The sequence below is a fragment of the Zoogloea sp. GW822-FHT05C07 genome (genome assembly GCF_058800215.1).
The window spans coordinates 1,542,513-1,564,932 of sequence record NZ_CM179510.1 but is presented as its reverse complement, the minus strand read 5'-3'; the positions used below and the strand labels follow the sequence as shown (position 1 = coordinate 1,564,932).

The window sequence follows — 22,420 nt, the reverse complement described above, 5'->3', positions numbered from 1 at the left end:
ATGCTCACGGTTGGGCCGGCGTGTCGGCCGGTGCGGCGGGAAAGTTGCGCTCGCCGGGGTGGGGGGACTCCCTGAAGAAGCTCTCACCGGGGAGCAGGCGCCGCAGGTGGGTGGTATCGGCCAGCGTCATACCGCCGTGCAGCACGATGGGGCGCAGGAAGATCACCAGTTCGGTTTTCTGGATGCCGTTGTCGCGGTTGGTGAACAACTCGCCCAGCAGCGGAACGCCGCTGGCCAGCGGGACCCGGCCGGTCTTGTAGTCGATGCGGTCCTCCATCAGGCCGCCAAGAATGGCCGTTTCGCCATTGGCGATGCGCAGGACGGACTCGATCTCCCGGGTGCGGATCTGCGGGACCAGGTTGGCGATGCCAGCCGGGATGTTGGGGTTCGGGTCGCGGCGGAAGTCGGAGATGCTGGAAATGGTCGGCCTTACGTTGAGGATGACCTCGCCGGTTTCGCCGACCTGGGCCGTGACCGTCATCACGAGGCCCACGGAGACCGCCTGGGGCGTCGTGCTGACGGTGGTCAGCGCGCCGGCGTTGGCCGTCTGCATGGTGTCGGCCTTGACGTTGAAATAGACGTATTCCTCGACGACCTTCAGCGCCGCGGTCTGGTTGTTCAGCACCGACAACTTGGGGCTGGACAGCACCTTGACGGTCCCGAAGCCTTCGAGGAGCTTGACCGTCGCGTCGACGCCGCCGGCACTCGCGAAAGTGGCGCTGAAGGGCGTCACCGCATTGCCGGCGCCGCTGCCCAGGCTGGGGCCGGTGAGGCCGAAGCGGGTGCCGCTGGCCAGCACCCGGCTCCATTCGATGCCCTGCCGGAAGGTGTCCGACAGGCTCACTTCGAGGATGGTGGCCTCGATCAGGACCTGCCGGCGTGCGGCGGCCGTCACCTGGTCGATGAACTCGCGGACCTTCTCGTGCTGGCGTCCGGTGGCCCGCACGCTGAGGACGCCGCTTTCCCGGTGGGCAACCACCGAGGCGGCCTCGCGGAAGGTGGATTTATGGACCAGGGTTGTGCTGCTGTTCTGCGTGGCGGCGGGCACGATGGCGTTGCCGCTGCGGGCGTTGTTGCGTGACGACGCCTGCTGGGGGGTCCGGTTGCGGTTGCCGGCCGTGCTGGCGGTTGGGATCGATGAGCCGCCGCTGGAACTGCTCGTTTCGGTGCTCTCGATCAGCGTGTCGCTCGAACCTTGCGGCAGAATCTTGTCGGTCTCGTGCAGGAGGTCGCGGATGTTCTTTTCGACCGACTCCCAGAACTGGTTGCGGGAAGTGTTCTCGATGCGCGTTGTGGAGATGTTGCCGCCGCTGACGGGGACCGCGCCGGCCGCCGCGCCGCCGCCGGCCTGGGATATGCCGGTGGCGCTGGTGGCGATCTGGGTGTTGGTGGACACCGTGCCGGATACCGTACGGCTGAGGTTGACGTAGTCGAGGCGGTAGTGATGCAGGTAAGGGGTGTCGGGCATCACCAGCAGGGTCTGGTCGTCGAGTTCGAACCGCATGTCCACCTGTTTGGCGATGCGGGCCAGGAGTTGCGGCAGGGTCTGGTCGATGGCGTTGAGGGTGACCGTGCCGCTCAATCCTGGGTGGATGTCGATGTTGATGCGGGCGTCCCGGGCGAGGGCGAACAGCAGGTCCTGCACGCGCACGTTGGTGACGACGATCGAATACGTTGCCAGTGGCCCCTGTCGCGGCGGCTGCGTGGGCGGCATCGTCTCCCGTGGTGGTGCCGTTCTGGGGGGAGGTGCCGTGATGCTTGCACTGCCAAGGTGCGTGCCCGTGTCCAGCGCCGGTGGCACGGAGGTGCAGGCTGCGAGGAGCAGGGCGAACACCAGGAGCGGGCTGGAACGAGGCTGCATGACAGGGATGGCAGTAGGGTTATGTCATCCGAGTTTATGACAAAAGTATTTCGTTGGAAATGGGCATGTATCGGAGGCGCCCAACCCCGTCGGGCGGGCAGTTCCGGGTGTAAGTCATGTGTAAGATTGATAACTTCTAATGGCGCCCGGAACAAGGATCGGCCCGCCAGAAAAAGCCACTAGAAGCAGGCGCGCCCCAAAGGTCTTGCTCCCCACCCAGCCAAGGTTTTATCGCAAGCTAAGTTGCACACTCAATAACACGAGGAGAGGTGAAAAAATGACGAGCGAAACCACCCAGAAGTTCTACTATCCGTCCGAAGAGGTGGTCAAGAACGCTGCCGTGTCGGGCATGGAAGCGTACAAGGCGCTGTGCGCCGAGGCCGAGCAGGACTACGAGGGTTTCTGGGGCAAGCGCGCCAAGGAGCTGATCGACTGGCAGACTCCCTTCACCCAGGTTCTCGACGAGAGCCAGGCTCCGTTCTTCAAGTGGTTTGCCGATGGCAAGCTGAACGTCTCCTACAACTGCCTGGACCGCCAGGTCAAGAACGGTCTCGGCGACAAGGTCGCGCTGATTTTCGAAGGCGACAAGGGCGACATCACCAAGGTCACCTACTCCGACCTGCTGGGCCGCGTCAGCAAGTTCGCCAATGCGCTGAAGAGCCAGGGCGTCAAGAAGGGTGACCGCGTCGTCATCTACCTGCCGATGTCCATCGAGGGCGTTGTCGCGATGCAGGCTTGTGCCCGTATCGGCGCCACCCACTCCATCGTCTTCGGCGGCTTCTCCGCCCAGTCGCTGGCCGACCGCATCAACGATGCTGGCGCCGTGCTGCTGATCACCTCCGACGGCCAGAACCGCGGTGGCAAGGCCCTCCCGCTCAAGTCCATCGCCGACGAAGCGCTGGCCAGCGGCTGCCCGACCATCAAGAGCGTTCTCGTCGTGAAGCGAACCGGCGGCGAAACCGCCATGGTCGCCGGTCGCGACATCTGGGCCGATGACCTGCTCGCCCAGCAGTCCGACGTTTGCGAACCGGAATGGGTCGAAGCCGAACACCCGCTGTTCCTGCTCTACACCTCCGGCTCCACCGGCAAGCCGAAGGGCGTCCAGCACTCCACCGGCGGCTACCTGCTGCACGCCATCCTGACCATGAAGTACACCTTCGACATCAAGCCTGATGATGTCTTCTGGTGCACGGCGGATATCGGCTGGGTCACCGGCCACACCTACATCACCTACGGCCCGCTGGCCTGCGGCGCGACCGAAGTCGTCTTCGAAGGCGTGCCCACCTATCCGGACGCCGGCCGCTTCTGGAAGATGATCCAGGACCACAAGGTCAACATCTTCTACACCGCGCCGACCGCCATCCGCTCCCTGATCAAGGCTGCGGACAACACCCCGGCCGTGCATCCCAAGAACTACGACCTGTCCAGCCTGCGCCTCCTGGGTTCCGTTGGCGAGCCGATCAACCCCGCCGCCTGGGAGTGGTACTACGAGAACGTCGGCGGTAGCCGCTGCCCGATCGTCGATACCTTCTGGCAGACCGAAACCGGTGGTCACATGATCACCCCGCTGCCCGGCGCCACCCCGCTGATCCCCGGTTCCTGCACTCTGCCCTTCCCGGGCATCCAGGCCGCGGTGGTCGACGAGACCGGTACCGAAGTGCCCTGGGGCCAGGGCGGCATCCTGGTCGTCAAGCGTCCGTGGCCGTCCATGATCCGCACCATCTGGGGCGATCCGGACCGTTTCGTGAAGTCCTACTACCCGGCCGACTTCCAGGGCAAGCTGTACCTGGCGGGCGACGGTGCGATCCGTGACAAGGATACCGGCTACTTCACCATCACCGGCCGTATCGACGACGTGCTGAACGTCTCCGGTCACCGCATGGGCACGATGGAAATCGAATCCGCCCTGGTGGCCCACGAAAAGGTTGCCGAAGCTGCGGTGGTCGGCCGTCCGGACGATCTGACCGGCGAAGCCATCGTGGCCTTCGTTGTGCTCAAGGGTGCCCGCCCGACCGGCGACGAAGCCGCCAAGGTGGTCAAGGAGCTGCAGAACTGGGTTGGCCAGGAAATCGGCCCGATCGCCAAGCCGAAGGACATCCGCTTCGGTGAGAACCTGCCGAAGACCCGCTCCGGCAAGATCATGCGCCGTCTGCTCCGTCAGCTGGCCAAGGGCGAGGAAATCACCCAGGACACCTCGACGCTGGAAAACCCGGCGATCCTCGAGCAACTCAAGTAATTTCAGGCCCGGCAAATTGCCGGGCGCGACATCCCCGGCCGAGAGGCCGGGCAGTCCGCAGCAGGTGGCCCACGGGCTGCCACAAAACTAAATACATAGAGACCGCGGACTGGTCGAGGAAAAACAGGGGAGGAACCCGGTGCTGTTCGACCGGGGGTTGAGGGGGAGAAAAAGGCGCGTTCATCGCGCCTTTTTTTCGTCCAGCGTTTCCGTGCGCAAGGGGCTGTGCGGGCATCTGCCGGCGCGCTTGCGTCCGCTGCCGAGGTGGCCCGAAACGCTCGCCAAGCCTGGTGTTTCGGTTTATAAAACAACCACAAACACAACAGCGGCATCGGGGAGGGAAGATGATCAAGGCGACGTTGACCGGGCAGCGCCTGGTGGCGCTATTCCTGTTCGGCTGCGTGGTGGTGAATTACCCGGTGCTGGCCATTTTCGATGTGCAGGCCAGTGTGGCGGGCATTCCCGTGCTTTACCTCTACGTGTTCGGGGTCTGGGCCGTGCTCATCGCGCTGATGGCCTGGATCATCGAGCGCTAGGCGGTCGTGCGTCGATGAACGCGCCGCGCTCGTCCACCACAGGGAATGCGCCATGACCGGCACCATCGTTGTCGTCGTCTCCTTCCTGTACCTGCTGCTGCTGTTCGCGGTGGCCTACGCGGGCGACAAGCGCGCCGACGCAGGGCGCTCGATCATCGCCAATCCGTCCATCTACGCCTTGTCCCTGGCGGTGTACTGCACGACCTGGACCTATTACGGCAGCGTCGGGCGGGCCGCCTCGTCGGGGCTCGGCTTCGTGCCGATCTTCCTCGGGCCGACGCTGGTCGTCGGACTGTGGTGGTTCGTGATGCTGAAGATGGTGCGGATCAGCAAGACATTGCGGATCACGTCCATCGCGGACTTCGTCGCGTCCCGCTACGGCAAGAGCCCGCTGCTCGGCGGGCTGGTGACGATCATCGCGGTGCTCGGTGTGATTCCCTACATCGCGCTGCAGTTGAAGGCGGTGTCGACCAGCTTTGCGATCCTCATCCAGTATCCGGCGATCGTCATGCCGGCGAAGGTGGCCAACCTGCCGTGGCTGACCGACACGACGCTGTACATTGCGCTGATCATGGCCGCCTTCACGATCCTCTTCGGCACCCGTCACCTGGACGCCACCGAGCGTCACGAGGGGATGGTGGCCGCTGTGGCCTTCGAGTCCCTGGTCAAGCTGCTGATCTTCCTGGCCGTCGGGGCCTACGTCACCTTCGGGGTGTTCGACGGTTTCGGGGATCTGTTCTCCCGTGCAGCCGAACGTCCCGAGCTGCGGCGGCTGATGGTGCTGGAGGCCGGCGGCAACAGCTACGGCAACTGGTTTGCGATGACGCTGCTGTCCATGCTGGCGCTGATGTTCCTGCCGCGGCAGTTTCAGGTGGGGGTGGTGGAGAACGTCAACGAGAACCACCTGCGCCGGGCCATCTGGCAGTTTCCGCTGTACCTGCTGCTGATCAACATCTTCGTGTTGCCCATCGCCTTGGGCGGATTGATGCATTTTGCGGGGCAGGATGTCGATGCCGACACCTTCGTGCTGACCCTGCCGATGTCCTTCGGCGACGGCTGGCTGGCGCTGCTGGTCTTCATCGGTGGCCTGTCGGCGGCGACCGGCATGGTGATCGTCGAAACCATCGCCTTGTCGACGATGGTCTGCAACGACCTGGTGATGCCCTTCTTGCTGCGCTACCGCTGGCTGGCGATGCACGGCGAGGAGGATCTGTCCGGCTTTCTGCTGGGCATCCGGCGCCTGGCGATCGTGCTGATCCTGCTGCTTGGCTACCTGTATTTCCGCTTTGCCGGCGAGGCCCATGCGCTGGTCAGCATCGGCCTGATCAGCTTTGCCGCGGTGGCCCAGTTCGCGCCGCCGATGCTGGGCGGCATGTACTGGCGCGGGGCGACCCGGGACGGGGCGCTGGCGGGGCTGTCCTGCGGTTTCGCGGTGTGGCTGTACACGCTGCTGCTGCCGTCCTTTGCCAAATCGGGCTGGCTGCCGGCCGATTTCCTGCACACCGGACTGTTCGGCATCGAGAGCCTGCGCCCGCAGGAACTGTTCGGCTTGCAGGGCATCGATCCGATCGCCCACAGCCTGTACTGGAGCCTGCTCGCGAATATCGGTGCCTATGTCGGGGTCTCCCTGTGGCGGCTTCCGAATGCGGTGGAGGCTGGGCAGGCCACGCTGTTCGTCGATGTCTTCAAGCAGACGCGGCCCGCCGGCGATGCCTTCTGGCGCGGTAGCGCCCGGATGGGCGACCTGCTGCCGCTGATCGGTCGTTTCATCGGGCGGGAACGGGCCTACAAGGTCTTTGCGGAGTATGCGCAGAGCCGTGGCGTGGCGGGTGTGGAGGCGCTGCAGGCCGATGCGGGGCTGGTGCACTTTGCCGAAACCACGCTGGCGGGGGCCATTGGCAGCGCATCGGCTCGGGTCATGGTGGCGTCGGTCGTGCAGGAGGAGCCCCTGGGGATCGATGAGGTGCTGGACATCCTCGACGAAGCATCCCAGGTACGGGCCTACTCCCATCGCCTGGAGCAGAAGTCGCAGGAGCTCGAGGCGGCCACCCGCGGATTGAGTGCCGCCAACGAGCGCCTCAAGGAGCTAGACCGCCTGAAGGACGACTTCATGTCGTCGGTGACCCACGAGTTGCGCACGCCGCTGACCTCGATCCGGGCCTTTTCCGAGATGCTGCTCGAGGATCCGGAGATCGGCGTGGCCGACCGCAGTCGCTTCCTGGGCATCATCGTCAGCGAGGCGGAGCGCCTGACCCGCCTGGTGAACGAAGTCCTCGACATGGCCAAGCTGGAGTCGGGCCATGCCGAATGGCACAACATGGAGGTCAATCTGGCCGAAGTCGTCGAGCAGGCCGTGGCGGCCACCAGCCAGCTGTTCAAGGACAAGAAGGTCGAACTCGACGTACAGTTGCCCGCCCAGGTGCCGCTCCTGCTGGCGGACCGGGATCGTCTCGTGCAGGTCGTGCTCAACCTGCTGTCCAACGCGGTGAAGTTCGTGGCGCGGGGCAAAGGGAGGGTGGCGGTCGTACTGCTCGAAACGGGGGCGGGCCTGCGGGTCGATGTGCGCGACAATGGGCCGGGTCTGAGCATCGCCGAGCAATCCATCGTCTTCGAGAAGTTCCGCCAGGGCGGCGACGGGATGACCGACAAACCCCAGGGCACTGGTCTTGGTCTGCCGATCAGCCGTGAGATCGTCGAACATTACGGTGGCCGGCTGTGGGTGGAGAGCGCGGCGGGAGCGGGGGCGTGTTTCTCGTTTGTGTTGCCTTGCGGCAAATCAACAGAAACGAAAGATGAGGCAAGATAAACTATAAATTCTCGCGTCTGGCCGGAGCAGCGCGTCTGCGCTTCCGTCCGGGATGACGAAGGGGGAGGGGATAGATGACTAAAAAAATACTGATTGCGGATGACGAGCAAAACATCGTCATTTCCTTGGAGTTCCTGATGAAGCGTGAGGGCTTCACGGTGTGCATCGCCAGCGACGGGCAGGAGGCCCTCGATCTGGTGCGCCGCGAAGCACCCGACCTGGTGCTGCTCGACGTGATGATGCCGCGCAAGAACGGCTATGAGGTGTGCCAGGAAATCCGCGCCGAGCCTGCACTGCAAGGCACGCGCATCCTGATGCTGACCGCCAAGGGGCGCGAAACCGAGGTGGCCAAGGGGGTGGCGATGGGCGCCGATGCCTATATGACCAAGCCCTTCTCGACGCGGGAACTGGTGGCCAAGGTCAAAGCGCTGCTGGAGCTCCCGGCTTGAACCCCGTCGATGGGGACAAGGCGCGCCGTTCGGGAGGTTTCCTCGTGAGTGTCAAATCCAGGCAGGGGCTGGTGATCCTGGCCGCCTGCGCCTTGGTCGTGGGCGTTCTCGCGCTGGCCTGCGTCGCCCTGTGGCGCGATCTGGCGCCCGCCGAGCGCGAGGTGTTGGAGCCCATCCTCAACCCCCGCATCGGCCTGCTGATCATGATCGGCCTGGTGGGGGCCGGGGCGGCTGCGGCGCTGATGAAGCCCTTCGCCGAGGCGGCCTTTGCGGCGCCGGCCCAGCTGGCCGACGAGGTCGGGCTGATCGTCGGTACCGATCCGGCCCGCCGCCTCAAGTCGATGGGTTCGCTGGAGCTGCAGCGCATTGCCGAGTCGGTCAATCAGCTGGCGGACCAGCGGCGCAGCCTGCAGGAGGACGTGGAAGCGCGCATCGTCGAGGCCCGCCGCTCGGTGGAGGAGGAGCGCAACCGGCTGGCGGCGCTGATGTCCGAGCTCAATCAGAGCGTCGTCGTCTGCAATCTCGACGGCCGCATCCTGCTCTACAACAACCGTGCCCGCCTGCAGTTCAAGGCCATGTCGGACACCCCGACGGCGGCGGGCGGCGGGGAGATCATCGGGCTCGGCCGCTCGATCTACATGGTCTTCGAGCGCAGCCTCATCGCCCATGCCCTTGAAAGCGTGCAGGAGCGCATCCGCCAGCGCAGCGCCCAGCCGGTGGCGAATTTCGTGACCACCACCCGCGCCGGCCAGCTGCTGCGCGTGCAGATGGCACCGGTGCTGAGTAGCGGGGAGGCGGAGGGCGAGCCGACCGTTTCGGGCTTCGTGCTGATGCTCGACAACATCACGCGCAACTTCGAGGTGGAAACCCGCCGCGACCAGATGCTGCATACCCTCACCGAGGGCAGTCGCTCGGCGCTGGCCAACCTGCGGGCAGCGGCGGAGATGCTGGAATACCCGGACCTCGATGCCGAACTGAAGGACCGCTTCCTGAAGGTGATCCGCGACGAGGTGCAGGGCATGAGCACGCGCCTCGACGACACGGCCAACGCCTTCGCCGATTCCCTCAAGACCCGCTGGCCCCTCGACGAGATGCTGGGGGCCGATCTGATTGCCGCGGCCCAGCGGCGCATCGAGAAGAAGTTGGGCTTGCCCACCAAGCTGGAGGATGTGGACCCGCAGGTATGGGTGAAGGTGGACAGCTTTTCGCTGCTGCAGGCCATCGGCTACCTGGCCAGCCGCCTGTCTGACGAGTTCGAGGTGCGCGAGGTGCGTTTCCGCCTGAGTGCCGCCGGGCGCCTGGCCCACCTGGACCTGATCTGGTCCGGCCAGGCCATGAGCACAGAGACGGTAATGGCCTGGGAACTGGAGCCCATGACCTTCGCCGGCGAGAACTCGCCGTTGACGGTACGCGACGTGATTGAGCGCCACGACGGCGAGATCTGGCTGCAGCGGGAGAAGACCCAGCATCGCGCGTTCTTCCGCCTGCTGCTGCCATCGGCGATCCCGCAGGAGCAGCTCGAGGCAGCGGCCTACCTGAAGGGCGACAGCCGGCCCGAATACTACGATTTCGACCTGTTCAAGCAGACACCGGCGAGCCACGAACTGGATGACTGCCCGCTGTCTGAGCTGACCTTCACGGTCTTCGACACGGAGACCACCGGGCTCAATCCGTCGGAAGGCGACGAGATCATCCAGATCGGCGCGACCCGCATCGTCAATGGCAAGCTGCGCAAGTCCGAGTCCTTCGACCAGTTGGTGGATCCGCAGCGTATGTTGCCGGAGGCGTCGACCCGGATCCACGGCATCACGCCGGATATGCTTGCCGGCCAGCCGACGATGGGCAAGGTGCTGCCGGCCTTCCATGCCTTTGCGGAAGACACGGTGCTGGTGGCCCACAACGCGGCCTTCGACATGCGTTTCCTGCAGCTGAAGGAGGCCAGCACCGGCATCCGCTTTGCGCAGCCGGTGCTCGATACGCTGCTGTTGTCGGCGGTGCTGCACCCGTCCCAGGAGTCCCACCGCCTCGAGGCGATCAGTGAGCGCATGGGGGTCAGCGTGCTGGGGCGGCATACCGCGCTGGGCGACGCGATCGTCACCGGCGAGGTGTTCCTGCGCATGATCCCGCTGCTGGCGGAAATGGGCATCCGGACCCTCGGCGAAGCCCGCCGCGCATCAGAGAAGACCTATTACGCACGAGTCAGGTACTGAGGCCATGGAAATGTCGGGGGCTGTGACGGGAATGCGTACCGACAGCCTGGCGGCCCTTCTGCGCCGTGTGCCGGTGGCGGTATCGCCCGAGACCAGCGTCCGCGACGCCCTTGGCCGCATGTGCGTGGAGCGCGTCGGCACGGTGGTGGTGACCGATCCGCTGCGCGGCCTGCCGCTGGGCATCCTGACCCAGCGCGACGCGCTGCAGCGGGTGGCGCTGCCTGCCGGCAACCTCGATGAAGCGGTGGCCGGCGTCATGACCGGCGGTGTGGTGGCGCTGCCGCTCGACGCCAGCGTGCATCAGGCCCGGCTGACCCTCGCGCGCCATGGCCTGCGGCACCTGGTGGTGGTGGATGACGAGGGACGTTTTGCCGGCGTGCTGTGCAGTGGCGACCTCTACGCGCGCGGACGCCTGGTAACCGATGACCTGATCGAGACGATCCATGCCGTTGACGGCCCCGAGGCCCTCGCGGCGGTGGCCCAGCGCCTGCGCGCGGAGGCCGCCGGGCGCATCGATGGGGGCGAGGGTGCGCAACAGTTGGGAGAATGGATTTCCATCCTCAACGACCTGATCGTGCAAAAGGCCATCGAGCTGACCGAGGGCGAGTTCGAGCTACCGCTCGTGCGCTGGTGCTGGCTGGGTTTCGGTTCGGAAGGGCGCCTCGAGCAGACCCTGGCCACGGACCAGGACAACGGCCTGGTCTTCCTGCCGGAACGGTGTGATGACACCGATGCGCTGCGTTCCCGCTTCCTGCCTTTCGCGCAACGGGTCAATGCGCTGCTCGATGCCTGTGGTTATCCTTTGTGCCGTGGCGAGGTCATGGCCGGCAACCCGCGCTGGTGCTTGTCCATGGACGAATGGCGGGGACAGTTCGCCGAGTGGATGCGTGCGGCCAGTCCGGACAACCTGCTTAACGGAACGATCTTCTTCGATCTGCGCGCGCTGGCCGGCGACGCCGCGCTGGCGTCCGGCCTGATGCACTGGCTGCTTGAGGCCACCGCCGACAATGGACTGTTCCTGCGCTTCATGGCCACCAACGCCTTGAATGGCGGGCTACCTCTCGGCCGTTTCCGGGATTTTGTCGTCGATCGCCGCAGCGGCCTGCTCGACCTGAAGCGCGACGGCAGCCGGCCCTTCGTCGATGCGGCGCGCATTCTTGCGCTGTCCATGCGGATCGGCGACACCTCGACGGTCGGGCGTCTACGCGCCACGGGGGGCGCACTCGGCTGGGCGCCGCGGGACGTGGAGGCCTTCGTGGAAGCCTTCGATTTCATCCAACTGTTGCGCCTGCGCCGCCAGCGGGCGGCAACCCGTCCGCCGAACCAGGTGGCGCCGGCCGAGCTCAACGAGATGGAACGGGCCCGCCTGAAGGAATCCTTCCGCCAGGGGCGCCGCCTGCAGCAGCTACTTGCGCTGCGCTACCAACTATAAGTCATATGGCCGGACGCTATACTCGGGCCTTGTCCGGGCCCGCCAGTCAGACGCCGTCGCCGTACAGGGGAGTGATGCATGAGTGATACCGACACGAGAAGGCAGGTCTACTGGAGGGCCACGCTGCGCCTCACCGGCGCCTTGCTGCTGCTGTGGGCCGTGGTCAGTTTCCTGCCGGCCTGGTTCGCCGGTGAGCTGAATACCGTCGATTTCATGGGCTGGCCGCTTGGTTTCTACATGGCTGCCCAGGGGGCGTTGCTGGTGTTCCTGGCGATCGTCTGGTTCTATGCGCAGTGGATGGACCGGCTCGACCGCCGGTTTGGCGTGCGCGGCGATCGCTGAGGCCTCTGCCGGATGACTTCCATTGCCGCGTTCTCCCGCCGTCTGCGCCGTTATTACCTGCTCTATTCCATCGGTTTCGTGGCCTTCGTCGGCCTGCTCGCGGTCGGGGAGCGCTTCGGGCTGACACCCCACTGGATCGGGCAGATCTTCCTGTTTGCGACGATCGCCATCTACGCGTCGATCGGCGTGATGAGCCGCACCTCCGACGTGTCCGAATACTACGTGGCAGGCCGCCGCGTCCCGGCGGTCTTCAACGGCATGGCCACCGCGGCGGACTGGATGAGCGCCGCGTCTTTCATCGGCCTGGCGGGCACCCTGTACTACGCCGGCTTCGAGGGCCTGGCCTTCGTGATCGGATGGACCGGCGGCTATGTGCTGGTGGCGATCCTGCTGGCGCCATACCTGCGCAAGTTCGGCCAGTTCACCATCCCTGACTTCCTCGGTGCACGCTACGAAGGGCATTTCGCGCGGGTCGTCGGGGTGTTCGCCGGCGTGCTGGCCAGCTTCGTGTATGTCGTCGCGCAGATCTACGGCGTCGGCCTGATCACCAGCCGCTTCATCGGCATCGAGTTCGAAATCGGCGTGTTCGTCGGCCTGGCTGGCGTGCTGGTGTGCTCCTTCCTCGGCGGCATGAGGGCGGTGACCTGGACTCAGGTTGCCCAGTACGTGATCCTGATCGTCGCCTACCTGGTGCCGGTGACCATCCTGTCCTACAAGATCACTGGCGTGCCGGTGCCTCAGGCGGTGTACGGCCGGGTGCTGCAGGAGCTGGGCGTCAAGGAGCTCGAGTTGTTCTCCGAGCCGCGGGAGAACGCCGTGCATGCCCAGTACCGGGCACGGGCCGATGAGTACGCACGCAAGATCGCCGACTTGCCGGAGTCGCTGGCGACCGAGCGCATCGCCCAGGTCCACCGCGTGAATGAGCTGCGCACCACCGGCGGGTCGGCGCGGGAAATCGCCGTCGCCGAGAGGGCCCTGCGCGATCTGCCGCACTCGCCCGACGAGGCGCGCCTGAAGTGGGAAAAGGTCCGCCAGGACAGCCTCGCGAGATCGGTCAATCCGGCGGCCCATGCGGAGGCCTTTCCCGGCAACGATGCACAAAGCAAGGCCAGCGCGCGCAACAACTTCCTGGCGCTGAGTTTCGTGCTGATGGTGGGTACCGCGGCGCTGCCGCACATCCTGACCCGCTACTACACCACGCCGACGGTCCGCGAGGCGCGCCACTCGGTGTTCTGGTCGTTGTTCTTCATCTCTCTGCTGTACCTGACGGCTCCGGCCTACGCGGTCCTGGCGAAGTGGGAGGTGTACAGCAATCTGGTCGGCTCCAGCATTGCGACGCTGCCCCATTGGGTGGCGTCGTGGGCACGCACGGGCCTGGTGCGGGTGGAGGACATCAACGGCGACGGCATCCTGCAACTGGCCGAGCTATCGATCAACAGCGACGCGATCCTGCTGTTGGTGCCCGAAATCGCCGGCCTGCCCTATGTAGTGTCGGGCCTGGTGGCGGCCGGCGGGCTTGCCGCGGCGCTGTCCACGGCGGACGGGTTGCTGCTGACAATCTCCCATGCCCTGTCCCACGATCTGTACTACCAGATGGTCAATCCCCATGCGTCCACCCAGCGCCGCCTGGTGATCACCAAGTCACAGCTGCTGGTGGTGGCGGTGGTGGCCGCGTGGGTGGCGTCGATGCGGCCGGACAGCATCCTGTTCATGGTCGGCCTGGCCTTCTCGATTGCCGCGTCGGCCTTCTTTCCGGCGCTGGTGCTGGGCATCTTCTGGAAGCGCGCCAACAAGTGGGGCGCGGTTGCCGGCATGGTGGCCGGTCTTGGTATCACGCTGTTCTACATCGCGCGGACCCATACCTTCTTCGGCGGCAGCATGGAGGCGGCCTGGTTCGACATCAATCCGATCTCCTGCGGCGTCTTCGGCGTACCGGTGGGCTTCATCGTCATTGCTGTCGTCAGCCTGCTGACACCACCGCCGTCGGCCGAAGTACAGGCCCTGGTGGACTTCGTGCGGCTGCCGGACGGGGAGGGCTGATAAAGATCATTTCAAAAAAGGCTTTGACTTTTTTGAAATCTAGTATATAGTGCTGCCTCCACTTAGGAGAGGTGGATGAGCGGTTTAAGTCGCACGCCTGGAAAGCGTGTTCAGGGTAATACCCTGACGCGGGTTCGAATCCCGCCCTCTCCGCCAAATTCAGAAAACGCCCCGGAAGGGGCGTTTTTGCTATGCACCCGTCGAAGAGGAGGCTCCCGTCCATGCTGAGCGCCCGTGTAATCCTTCGAGTTGTTTTCCTCTGCCTGTGCCTGCTGGGATCAGCCGTGCCGGCGCTTGCCAACGATCACGGCGGCGGCGGGGGCGGGGGCGAGTTCGTTGCGTTGGAGGTGATCACCACCAATCTGGCGCAGGACCCGGGTGGGGAAAACCACTTCATCCAGATCGCGATCACCCTTCGCCTCAGTGATCCGGCGCAGGGGGCAGTCATCACCGCCTACATGCCGATCATCCGCCACAAGATCCTGCTGCTGCTGGGTTCCCACTCGGGGGCGGAGCTGAAGACGACCGAGGCCCGTGAGGATCTCGTCGAAGAGGTCAAGGATGCCGTCAACTCCACCGTCGGCACGCCGGGCAGAACCGACAAGCAGGGGCGCCGCAAACCGGCCGAAGGCCCTGTCAAGCACGCGCTGTTCACATCCTTCATCATCCAGTAAGTCTTTTCAGGCTGCGTCTTCCCCGTAGCTGTCCACGGTGGCGAGGAAGGCAGCCAGGATCGGCGACTGGTCGTCCTTGCGGTAGATGCAGCTGAGGTCCACGTAGAAGTTCGGCGGCGTGTCGGCCAGCTGGCGATAGACCACGCCGGGAAACTGCAGCGTGGTCGCCGAGTCCGGCACCAGGCACACGCCGAAGCCGCCGGCCACCAGCGCGACGCCGGTGACCGCATCGCCCACCTCCTGGGAGATCAGTGGCTGGAAGCCACTGTCGGTGCACAGGCCGATCACCTTGTCGATGAAGCTCGGCCGCGCGCCGGTCGGGAACAGCACCATCGGGTGCTCCTGCAGCTCGGCGAAATGGATCACCGGCTGGGCAGCCAGCGGATGCCTGGCCGGCACGGCCAGCAGCAGGGTTTCGGTGGTGACCTGCTTGATCTCCAGGTCGGCCAGCGGGGCCAGCATGCGGTTGAAGCCCACCGAGATGCGACGCTGGCGCAGGGCCTCGATCTGCTCGGCCTTGGTCATCGTGTGCAGCACCACCTTCACGTCCGGATAGCGGTTGCGGAAAGCCAGCAGCAGCTTCGGAATCGCATCCAGGATCGCTGATCCGAAAATCCCCACATCCAGCCGCCCGAGCTTGCCCTGGCCGGCGCGCTGGGCGCGTTCGGTGGCTTGTTCCACCAGCGCGCGGATGTTGCGTGCCTCCTCCAGGAACAGCTCCCCCGCCTGGGTCAGCTCCATGCCGCGCGGCGTGCGGGTGAACAGCGTGACCCCCAGTTCCTCCTCCAGCTGCTGGATCTGGCGCGTCAGTGGCGGTTGCGAGATGTGCAGCCGCGCCGCCGCGCGCCCGATGTTCTCCTCTTCGGCAACGGCGACGAAGTAGCGCAGGTGACGTAGATCCACGTTTCGATTCCCCCTTGTCATGTGCCGGCCGGCAAGTCCTGTCGATGATACCTGTAGGGTATTGAGAAGGGGGAATAATGGTATTGGACGGTAATCCTCCCGCTCGATAACTTGCGCATCAACCCGCTGCGATCCAGGCCCGCGGCCTTCGCCACCAGACGGGCAAGCAGACGCAAGACACATCACGCATGAGGAGGAAGACATGAACAAGCGTCCTTTCCGGACCGCCGACGCGGCCCCGTTTCGCCTGCGCCAAGCCAGGCTGTATCTCGCCACGGCACTGGCCGTCACCTTGCTGGGCAGCGGCGGGGCGGGGGCGGTGGCCTTCGACACCGGCAACCCGGACGTGGCCCTGAGCTGGGACAACACCGTCAAGTACAGCACCGCCTTCCGCGTGCGCAACGCCAATCCGTCGGTGGCCGACAACTCCATCGGCCCGCAGGCCAACACCAACGACGGCGACCTCAATTTCGGCAAGGGGCTGATCTCCAACCGCCTCGACCTGCTGTCCGAGCTGGAGATGCGCTACAAGAAGGACTTCGGCTTCCGCGTCAGCGGCGCGGCGTGGTACGACGACGTCTACAACCGCGGTAACGACAACCCCGGTGCGCTCGGCGGGGCGTTGGTCAATTCCCGTTCCGTCCGCTACGACGAATTCACCCGTGGCACCGAGCAGCTGCACGGCCGCAAGGCCGAGCTGATGGACGCCTTCGGCTACATCAACTTCGCGCCCGGCGACATGAGCGTCAATGTGAAGGGCGGCCGCTTCACGCAGCTCTACGGTGAGAGCCTGTTCTTCGGCAACAACGGCATCGCCGGCGCGCAGACGCCCCTCGACCTGATCAAGGCCCTGTCGGTCCCCAACTCCCAGTTCAAGGAAATTGCCCGTCCGGTCGGCCAGCTGTCCACCCAGGTCCAGCTCAGCCCGACCGTGTCGATCGGTGCCTACTACCAGCTCGAATGGCGCAAGACGCGCCTGCCGGCAGCGGGCAGCTACTTCAGCTTCGCCGACTTCGTGGATGTCGGCGGCGAATCCCTGATCCTCGGCCCCGGCGCGGTGCTCTACCGCAGCCAGGACATCGAGCCGCGCAACTCCGGCCAGGGCGGCTTCCAGATCAAGTTCAAGTCGGGCGACGCCGAGTACGGTTTCTACGCCGCCCAGTTCCACGACAAGCTGCCCCAGTTCTACGCGCGTCCCGGCGTCAATGTGCGCTCCGGTAGCATCGGCGACTACGTGATGGTCTTCGGCGAGAACATCCGCACCGTCGGCGCCAGCGTCAGTACGCTGGTCGGCGAGACCAACGTGGCGGCCGAGCTGTCCTTCCGCGACAACATGCCGCTGGTGGCCTCCGGCAACGCCGTCATCACCGGCGCGGATTCCAACGGCAAGAGCCGCGCGGCTTATCCGGTCGGCAAGACGATGCACCTCAACATGTCGGCGATCAGCGTGTTCGGCGCCAGCGCCCTGTGGGAAGGCGCGTCCTTCATCGGCGAAGTGGCCTACAACCGCCGTCTGTCGATCAGCGACAACGCCGACCAGCTCGACCCCCTGGCCACCAAGGACGCCAGCGCGCTGCAGTTCATCTTCCAGCCCGAGTACTTCCAGGTGGTGCCGGGCGTCGACCTGCAGGTGCCGATCGGCATGAGCTACGGCATCAGCGGCCGCTCGTCGGTGAATGGCGCGCTGTTCCCGTCCGAGCACGGCGGCAACGTCAGCATCGGCGTGAAGGCCGACTACCAGAAGACCTGGCAGGGCAGCCTCAACTACACCCACTACATCGGATCGGCCGGCTCGGTGGTGCGCTACGGCACCGCGGTGCCCGAGCTGTCCTACCAGAACTTCCATGGCGACCGCGACTTCGTGTCCCTGTCGATCCAGCGCAGCTTCTGATTCGCATCAAGCAACGAGGAGACAAACATGAACCAGACCCAGATTCTCGCCACCGCGCTGGTGGCCCTGCTGGCCGGCGGCCAGGCCGCCGACGCCGCGGTGACTGCCGACGAGGCCGCCAAGCTGAAGACCACGCTAACCCCGCTGGGCGGCGAGAAGGCCGCCAACAAGGACGGCAGCATCCCGGCGTGGAACGGCGGCATCACCAAGCCGCTGCCGGGCAAGAAGGTCGGTGTGATCCCGACCCAGATCTTCGCCGACGAAAAGCCGGTCTTCCAGGTCACCGCCAAGAACGCCGCCCAGTACGCCGACCTGTTGTCTGACGGCACCAAGGCGCTGCTCGCCAAGTACCCGGACAGTTTCCGCGTCGACGTCTATCCGTCCCACCGCACCGCCGCCGCGCCGCAGGAGGTGTACGACAACGTCTTCAAGAACGCCACCCGCTGCAAGACCAAGGACGGTGGCTACTCCCTCGAAGGCTGCATCGGCGGCACGCCCTTCCCGATCCCGAAGGAAGGCGTCGAGGTGATGTGGAACTACCTGATGCGCCTCGAAGCCGAGTCCATCGAGTACCGCTTCAAGAACATCGTCGGCAACGCGGACGGCAGCAAGACCCTGGCGACCCGCAACGAGATCGCCTTCCAGTACCCGCAGTACTACAAGGACGCCACGCCCGAAAGCTGGTCCGGCGAGTACGCGATGTTCCGCTTCAACACGCTGGAGCCGCCGTTCAAGGCCGGTGAGTCGCTGGTCATCCGCGACAGCATCGACATGAAGCAGTCCCGCCAGGCCTGGCAGTACCTGGTCGGCCAGCGCCGCGTGCGCCGCGCGCCGACGGTGTCCTACGACACGCCGGACTTCGTGGCTTCCGGTGCCAATTACTTCGACGAGGTGCAGGGCTTCTTCGGCGCCCTCGACCGCTTCCAGTGGAAGCTGATCGGCAAGAAGGAGCTGCTGATTCCGTACAACAACAACGGCTTCATCGGAGCCAAGCTGGACGACGCGATCGGCAAGCACCACCTCAATCCGGACCACGTGCGTTGGGAAAAGCACCGGGTGTGGGTCGTCGAGGCCACGGTGGCAGCGGGCAAGCGCCATGCGGTGCCCAAGCGTCGCTACTACCTGGACGAGGACACCTGGCTGATCGGCCTGGCTGACGGCTTCGATGCCGAGGGCAAGCTGTGGCGCACCACCCAGGTCACCCCCTTCGTGGTGCCGGCGCTGCCGGGCACGATGATGAAGACCGCAACCGTCTTCAACCTGCAGGCGGGCACGATGAGCGTGATCCAGGCGCTCAACGACGAAGACTTCAAGATCGTGCCGCGCAAGAAGGAAACCTACTTCACCGGCGACGCGGTGGCGGCCGAAGCGGCCCGCTGAGTTCTCCCTCCCCAGGAAGGCCGGCCCGGCGCGCAACCCGCGCCGGGCCCGGCCGACCCCGGTTCTTCCCTTGTTTTTCTGCGGCCTGCCGTGGCCGGTGTCGCGAACACCGGTAGCGCGCAGCGGTGCTGCGGAACAGGTGTTCAAGATGCGATCCTCTCTCTCCGGTCGTCGGTCGCTGCGCCTCGCCGCGACCTTCTCCTTGCTCGCGTTACTGACTCCGGCCGCTGATGCGGCCGACAGCCGCGCGGTGCCGGACCTGCTGGCGCAGCCGGCCCAGCTCAACGCGCGTGCAGCCCATTCCCTGCAACTCTCCGTCGGCCGGGCCGGCAAGCGCCTGGTGTCGGTCGGCGAACGCGGCCTGGTGCTGCTGTCCGACGACGACGGCCGCAGCTGGCGGCAGGCCAAGGGCGTGCCGGTCAGCGTGGCGCTGACGGCGGTGTACTTCGTGTCCGACAAGCTCGGCTGGGCGGTTGGCCATAGCGGCGCGGTGCTCAACAGCACGGACGGCGGCGAAACCTGGCAACGCCAGCTCGACGGCCGCCAGGCGGCGCAGATCGTCCTGGACAACGCCCGTGCGCAGCTCGCCGCAGGCGGCGACGCGGCAGCCCGCCATCTGCGCGAAGCCGAAGGTCTCCTGCAGGACGGGCCGGACAAGCCCTTCCTCGGCGTGTTCTTCGCCGATGCCCAGCACGGTTGGATCGTCGGTGCCTACGGTCTGGCACTGGCCACTGCCGACGGCGGCAAAAGCTGGCAGTCCCTGATGACGCGCATTCCCAATCCGGGTGGCAAGCACCTCTACGCTGTCGGCCAGGACTCTGGCGGCCTGCTGGTCGCCGGCGAGCAGGGCGTGCTGTTCCGCTCGACCGACGGCGGCGCCAGCTTCCTGCGTCTGCAGACGCCTTATGCCGGCACCTTCTTCGGCGCGCTGGGCATCGGTGGCCAGGGCCTGCTGGCCTACGGCCTGCGCGGCAATGTGTGGCGCGGCGACGGCGCCAGCTGGGCGCAGGTCGAACTGGCCCAGCCCGTCACGCTGACCGCCGGCCTGAAACTGGCCGATGGCGCGGTGCTGCTGGCCGACGAAAGCGGCCGGCTGCTGCGCGGCGATGCGGCAGGCAGCCGCTTCACCCCGCTGGCCGCGTCCTTGCCCACCGGCCTCACCGGCATGGTCCAGGCCGCCGACGGCGCCCTGGTCGTTTCCGGCACCCGCGGTCTGAGCCGCGTGGAGCCCGCCACCCTCACTGCGGAAGTAAAGAAATGAGTCACGCCCACGATATCCCGGACGGCGTGGTGATCCGCGACCTCACGGCCTTCGATCCCCGCTCCGGCTCTCTGCCCGAACGCCTGCTGTTCAACAACCGCCTCGTCATCGTCGTCCTCTGCGCGCTGGTCAGCGTCTTCCTCGGCTACAAGGCCTTCGGCCTGTCGCTGAACGCGGCCTTCGAGAAGATGATCCCGACGAAGCACCCCTACATCGTCAACTTCCTGGAAAACCGCAGCCAGCTGGCCGGCATGGGCAACAGCCTGCGCATCGCGGTGGAGGCCAAGGACGGTACGATCTTCGACGCCGACTACCTCGACACGGTGAAGAAGATCTCCGACGAGCTGTTCCTGCTGCCCGGCGTGGACCGTCCCTACATGAAGTCCCTGTGGGCGCCGTCGGTGCGGTGGACCGGCGTCACCGAGGACGGCCTCGACGGCGGCCCGGTGGTGCCTGACGACTACGACGGCTCCGCCGAGAGCCTGGCCCAGGTGCGCCTCAACGTCGAGCGCTCCGGCGAGGTCGGCCAGCTGGTGTCGGCCAACTACAAGTCGAGCATCGTGCTGGTGCCGCTGCAGGACAAGGTCGCCGAGACCGGCGCGCGCATCGACTACCACGAGCTGTCCCAGCGCATCGAAGCGCTGCGCGCCAAGTACGAGTCGGACAAGATCGCCATCCACGTGACCGGCTTCGCCAAGGTCGTCGGCGATCTCATCGATGGCCTGCAGCAGGTGCTGCTGTTCTTCGCCGCCGCCATCGCCATCTGTACCGCCGTGCTGTACTGGTACACCCGCTGCCTGCGCAGCACGCTGCTGGTGGTGCTGTGCTCGATGATCGCGGTGGTGTGGCTGCTCGGCCTGCTGCCGACCCTCGGCTACGAGCTGGACCCGTACTCGGTGCTGGTGCCCTTCCTGGTCTTCGCCATCGGCATGAGCCACGGCGCCCAGAAGATGAACGGCATCATGCAGGACGTCGGGCGCGGCACCCACAAGCTGGTCGCCGCCCGCTACACCTTCCGCCGCCTGTTCCTGGCCGGCATGACGGCGCTGCTCGCCGATGCGGTGGGTTTTGCGGTGCTGATGGTGATCGACATCCAGGTCATCCAGGATCTGGCCATCACCGCCAGCATCGGCGTGGCGGTGCTGATCTTCACCAACCTGGTGCTGCTGCCGATCCTGCTGTCCTACACCGGGGTCAGCCCCGAAGCGGCCCGCCGCAGCCTGCAGGCGGAGATCGCCGAAGCCGGCGACACGGCGCACCGCAAGCACCCGTTCTGGGCCTTCCTCGACCTGTTCACCCAGCGCAAGTGGGCCACCATCGCCGTGCTGGTCGGCACCGCGATGGGCCTCGCCGGCCTTGTGGTGAGCTTCCAGCTGAAGATCGGCGATACCGACCCCGGTGCACCGGAGCTGCGCGCGGACTCCCGCTACAACCGGGATAACGCCTACATGGTGGCCAACTACGCGGCCAGCAGCGATGTGTACATCGTGATGGTGAAGACGCCCCAGTACGCCTGCGCCCACTACGACACGCTGACCGCCGTCGATGCGCTGGAGCGCGAGCTGCAGCAGCTGCCCGGCGTCGAGGCCACCAGCTCGCTGGCCGGCCTGGCCAAGGTCGCCAACGCCGGCATGAACGAGGGCAGCCTGAAGTGGTTCGAGATTCCCCGCTCCCAGGACAACCTCAACGCCATCATCACCCGCGCCCCGCGCGAGATGTTCAACCAGAACTGCGACCTGCTGACGGTGTACGCCTACCTCAAGGACCACAAGGCCGACACCCTCGCCAGCGTCGTGAAGGTGGTCGAGGACTTCGCCGGGCGGCACGCCACCGACGACCTGCGCATCCTCAACGCGGCCGGCAACGCCGGTATCGAGGCGGCCACCAACATCGTCGTCAAGAAAGCCAACGTGGAGATGCTCGGCCTGGTCTACCTGGCCGTGGTGGTGCTGGCCTTCATCACCTTCCGCTCCTGGCGGGCGGTGATCTGCGCTGTGCTGCCGCTGATGCTCACCTCGGTGCTGTGCGAGGCGCTGATGGTCGCGCTCAACATCGGTGTGAAGGTCGCCACCTTGCCGGTAATCGCCCTCGGCGTGGGTATCGGCGTGGATTACGCGCTGTACATCATGACCGTCACGCTGGCCCGCCTGAAGGGGGGCATGAGCCTGTCGGAAGCCTATTACAAGGCGCTCACCTTCACCGGCAAGGTGGTGGTGCTGACCGGCATCACGCTGGGCATTGCGGTGGCCACCTGGGCCTGGTCGCCGATCAAGTTCCAGGCCGACATGGGCATCCTGCTGGCCTTCATGTTCATCTGGAACATGCTCGGCGCGCTGATCCTGCTGCCGGCGCTGGGGCACTTCCTGCTGCGCCAGAAGAAGGTCGTGGTCGTCTAGGAG

Annotated in this window: 15 protein-coding genes and 1 tRNA gene; 14 read left to right on the top strand and 2 right to left on the bottom strand. The window is 65.8% G+C overall.

The window, feature by feature from the left end; all coding sequences use genetic code 11:
* Nucleotides 1-4: 4 nt before the first annotated feature.
* On the bottom strand, nt 5-1,714 hold the full coding sequence (locus AC3QL2_RS07445) for a type II secretion system protein GspD (protein ID WP_493235301.1): 1,710 nt from the start codon (nt 1,712-1,714) through the stop codon (nt 5-7).
* A gap of 424 nt (nt 1,715-2,138) precedes the next feature.
* Here AC3QL2_RS07445 and acs point away from each other — a divergent pair, with 424 nt between their 5' ends.
* The 10 genes from acs to AC3QL2_RS07395 all read left to right on the top strand — a co-directional run bounded on the left by acs (nt 2,139) and on the right by AC3QL2_RS07395 (nt 14,586).
* On the top strand, nt 2,139-4,097 hold the full coding sequence (gene acs / locus AC3QL2_RS07440) for an acetate--CoA ligase (protein ID WP_493235300.1): 1,959 nt from the start codon (nt 2,139-2,141) through the stop codon (nt 4,095-4,097).
* A 344-nt stretch (nt 4,098-4,441) separates the two neighbouring features.
* On the top strand, nt 4,442-4,633 hold the full coding sequence (locus AC3QL2_RS07435; protein ID WP_493235299.1) for a hypothetical protein: 192 nt from the start codon (nt 4,442-4,444) through the stop codon (nt 4,631-4,633).
* A 52-nt stretch (nt 4,634-4,685) separates the two neighbouring features.
* On the top strand, nt 4,686-7,439 hold the full coding sequence (locus tag AC3QL2_RS07430; RefSeq protein WP_493235298.1) for an ATP-binding protein: 2,754 nt from the start codon (nt 4,686-4,688) through the stop codon (nt 7,437-7,439).
* Nucleotides 7,440-7,513: 74 nt separating this feature from the next.
* Nucleotides 7,514-7,888 (top strand): response regulator transcription factor, encoded by a 375-nt coding sequence (locus AC3QL2_RS07425; protein ID WP_493235297.1) that lies wholly within the window; start codon nt 7,514-7,516, stop codon nt 7,886-7,888.
* A gap of 44 nt (nt 7,889-7,932) precedes the next feature.
* On the top strand, nt 7,933-10,098 hold the full coding sequence (locus tag AC3QL2_RS07420; protein ID WP_493235296.1) for a 3'-5' exonuclease: 2,166 nt from the start codon (nt 7,933-7,935) through the stop codon (nt 10,096-10,098).
* Between the two features lie 31 nt (nt 10,099-10,129).
* Entirely contained in the window at nt 10,130-11,530 is a 1,401-nt protein-coding gene (locus AC3QL2_RS07415) for a DUF294 nucleotidyltransferase-like domain-containing protein (RefSeq protein ID WP_493235295.1), read from the top strand.
* Between the two features lie 78 nt (nt 11,531-11,608).
* Entirely contained in the window at nt 11,609-11,872 is a 264-nt protein-coding gene (locus AC3QL2_RS07410) for a DUF4212 domain-containing protein (protein WP_493235294.1), read from the top strand.
* 12 nt (nt 11,873-11,884) lie between these two features.
* The gene (locus tag AC3QL2_RS07405) at nt 11,885-13,912 is read left to right on the top strand and encodes a sodium:solute symporter family protein (RefSeq protein ID WP_493235293.1); all 2,028 of its coding nucleotides are present in this window, start codon (nt 11,885-11,887) and stop codon (nt 13,910-13,912) included.
* A 65-nt stretch (nt 13,913-13,977) separates the two neighbouring features.
* Nucleotides 13,978-14,068, top strand: a tRNA-Ser gene (locus tag AC3QL2_RS07400).
* A gap of 65 nt (nt 14,069-14,133) precedes the next feature.
* Entirely contained in the window at nt 14,134-14,586 is a 453-nt protein-coding gene (locus AC3QL2_RS07395; protein WP_493235292.1) for a flagellar basal body-associated FliL family protein, read from the top strand.
* 6 nt (nt 14,587-14,592) lie between these two features.
* Here AC3QL2_RS07395 and AC3QL2_RS07390 read toward each other — a convergent pair whose 3' ends face one another.
* Complete coding sequence (locus AC3QL2_RS07390; RefSeq protein WP_493235291.1) at nt 14,593-15,489, bottom strand: LysR family transcriptional regulator; 897 nt, start codon at nt 15,487-15,489, stop codon at nt 14,593-14,595.
* A 202-nt stretch (nt 15,490-15,691) separates the two neighbouring features.
* Between AC3QL2_RS07390 and AC3QL2_RS07385 the strand changes: the two genes are divergently transcribed.
* The 4 genes from AC3QL2_RS07385 (at nt 15,692) to AC3QL2_RS07370 (ending at nt 22,417) form a co-directional block, all read left to right on the top strand.
* A complete protein-coding gene (locus AC3QL2_RS07385) occupies nt 15,692-17,380 on the top strand; it encodes a DUF1302 domain-containing protein (RefSeq protein WP_493235290.1) in 1,689 nt (562 codons plus the stop codon).
* A gap of 27 nt (nt 17,381-17,407) precedes the next feature.
* Nucleotides 17,408-18,760: a DUF1329 domain-containing protein gene (locus AC3QL2_RS07380; RefSeq protein ID WP_493235289.1), complete on the top strand. Its 1,353-nt coding sequence runs from the start codon at nt 17,408-17,410 to the stop codon at nt 18,758-18,760.
* 148 nt (nt 18,761-18,908) lie between these two features.
* Nucleotides 18,909-20,021: a WD40/YVTN/BNR-like repeat-containing protein gene (locus tag AC3QL2_RS07375; RefSeq protein ID WP_493235288.1), complete on the top strand. Its 1,113-nt coding sequence runs from the start codon at nt 18,909-18,911 to the stop codon at nt 20,019-20,021.
* On the top strand, nt 20,018-22,417 hold the full coding sequence (locus AC3QL2_RS07370; protein WP_493235287.1) for an efflux RND transporter permease subunit: 2,400 nt from the start codon (nt 20,018-20,020) through the stop codon (nt 22,415-22,417). The genes AC3QL2_RS07375 and AC3QL2_RS07370 overlap by 4 nt, the downstream gene beginning before the upstream one ends.
* Nucleotides 22,418-22,420 lie beyond the last annotated feature (3 nt).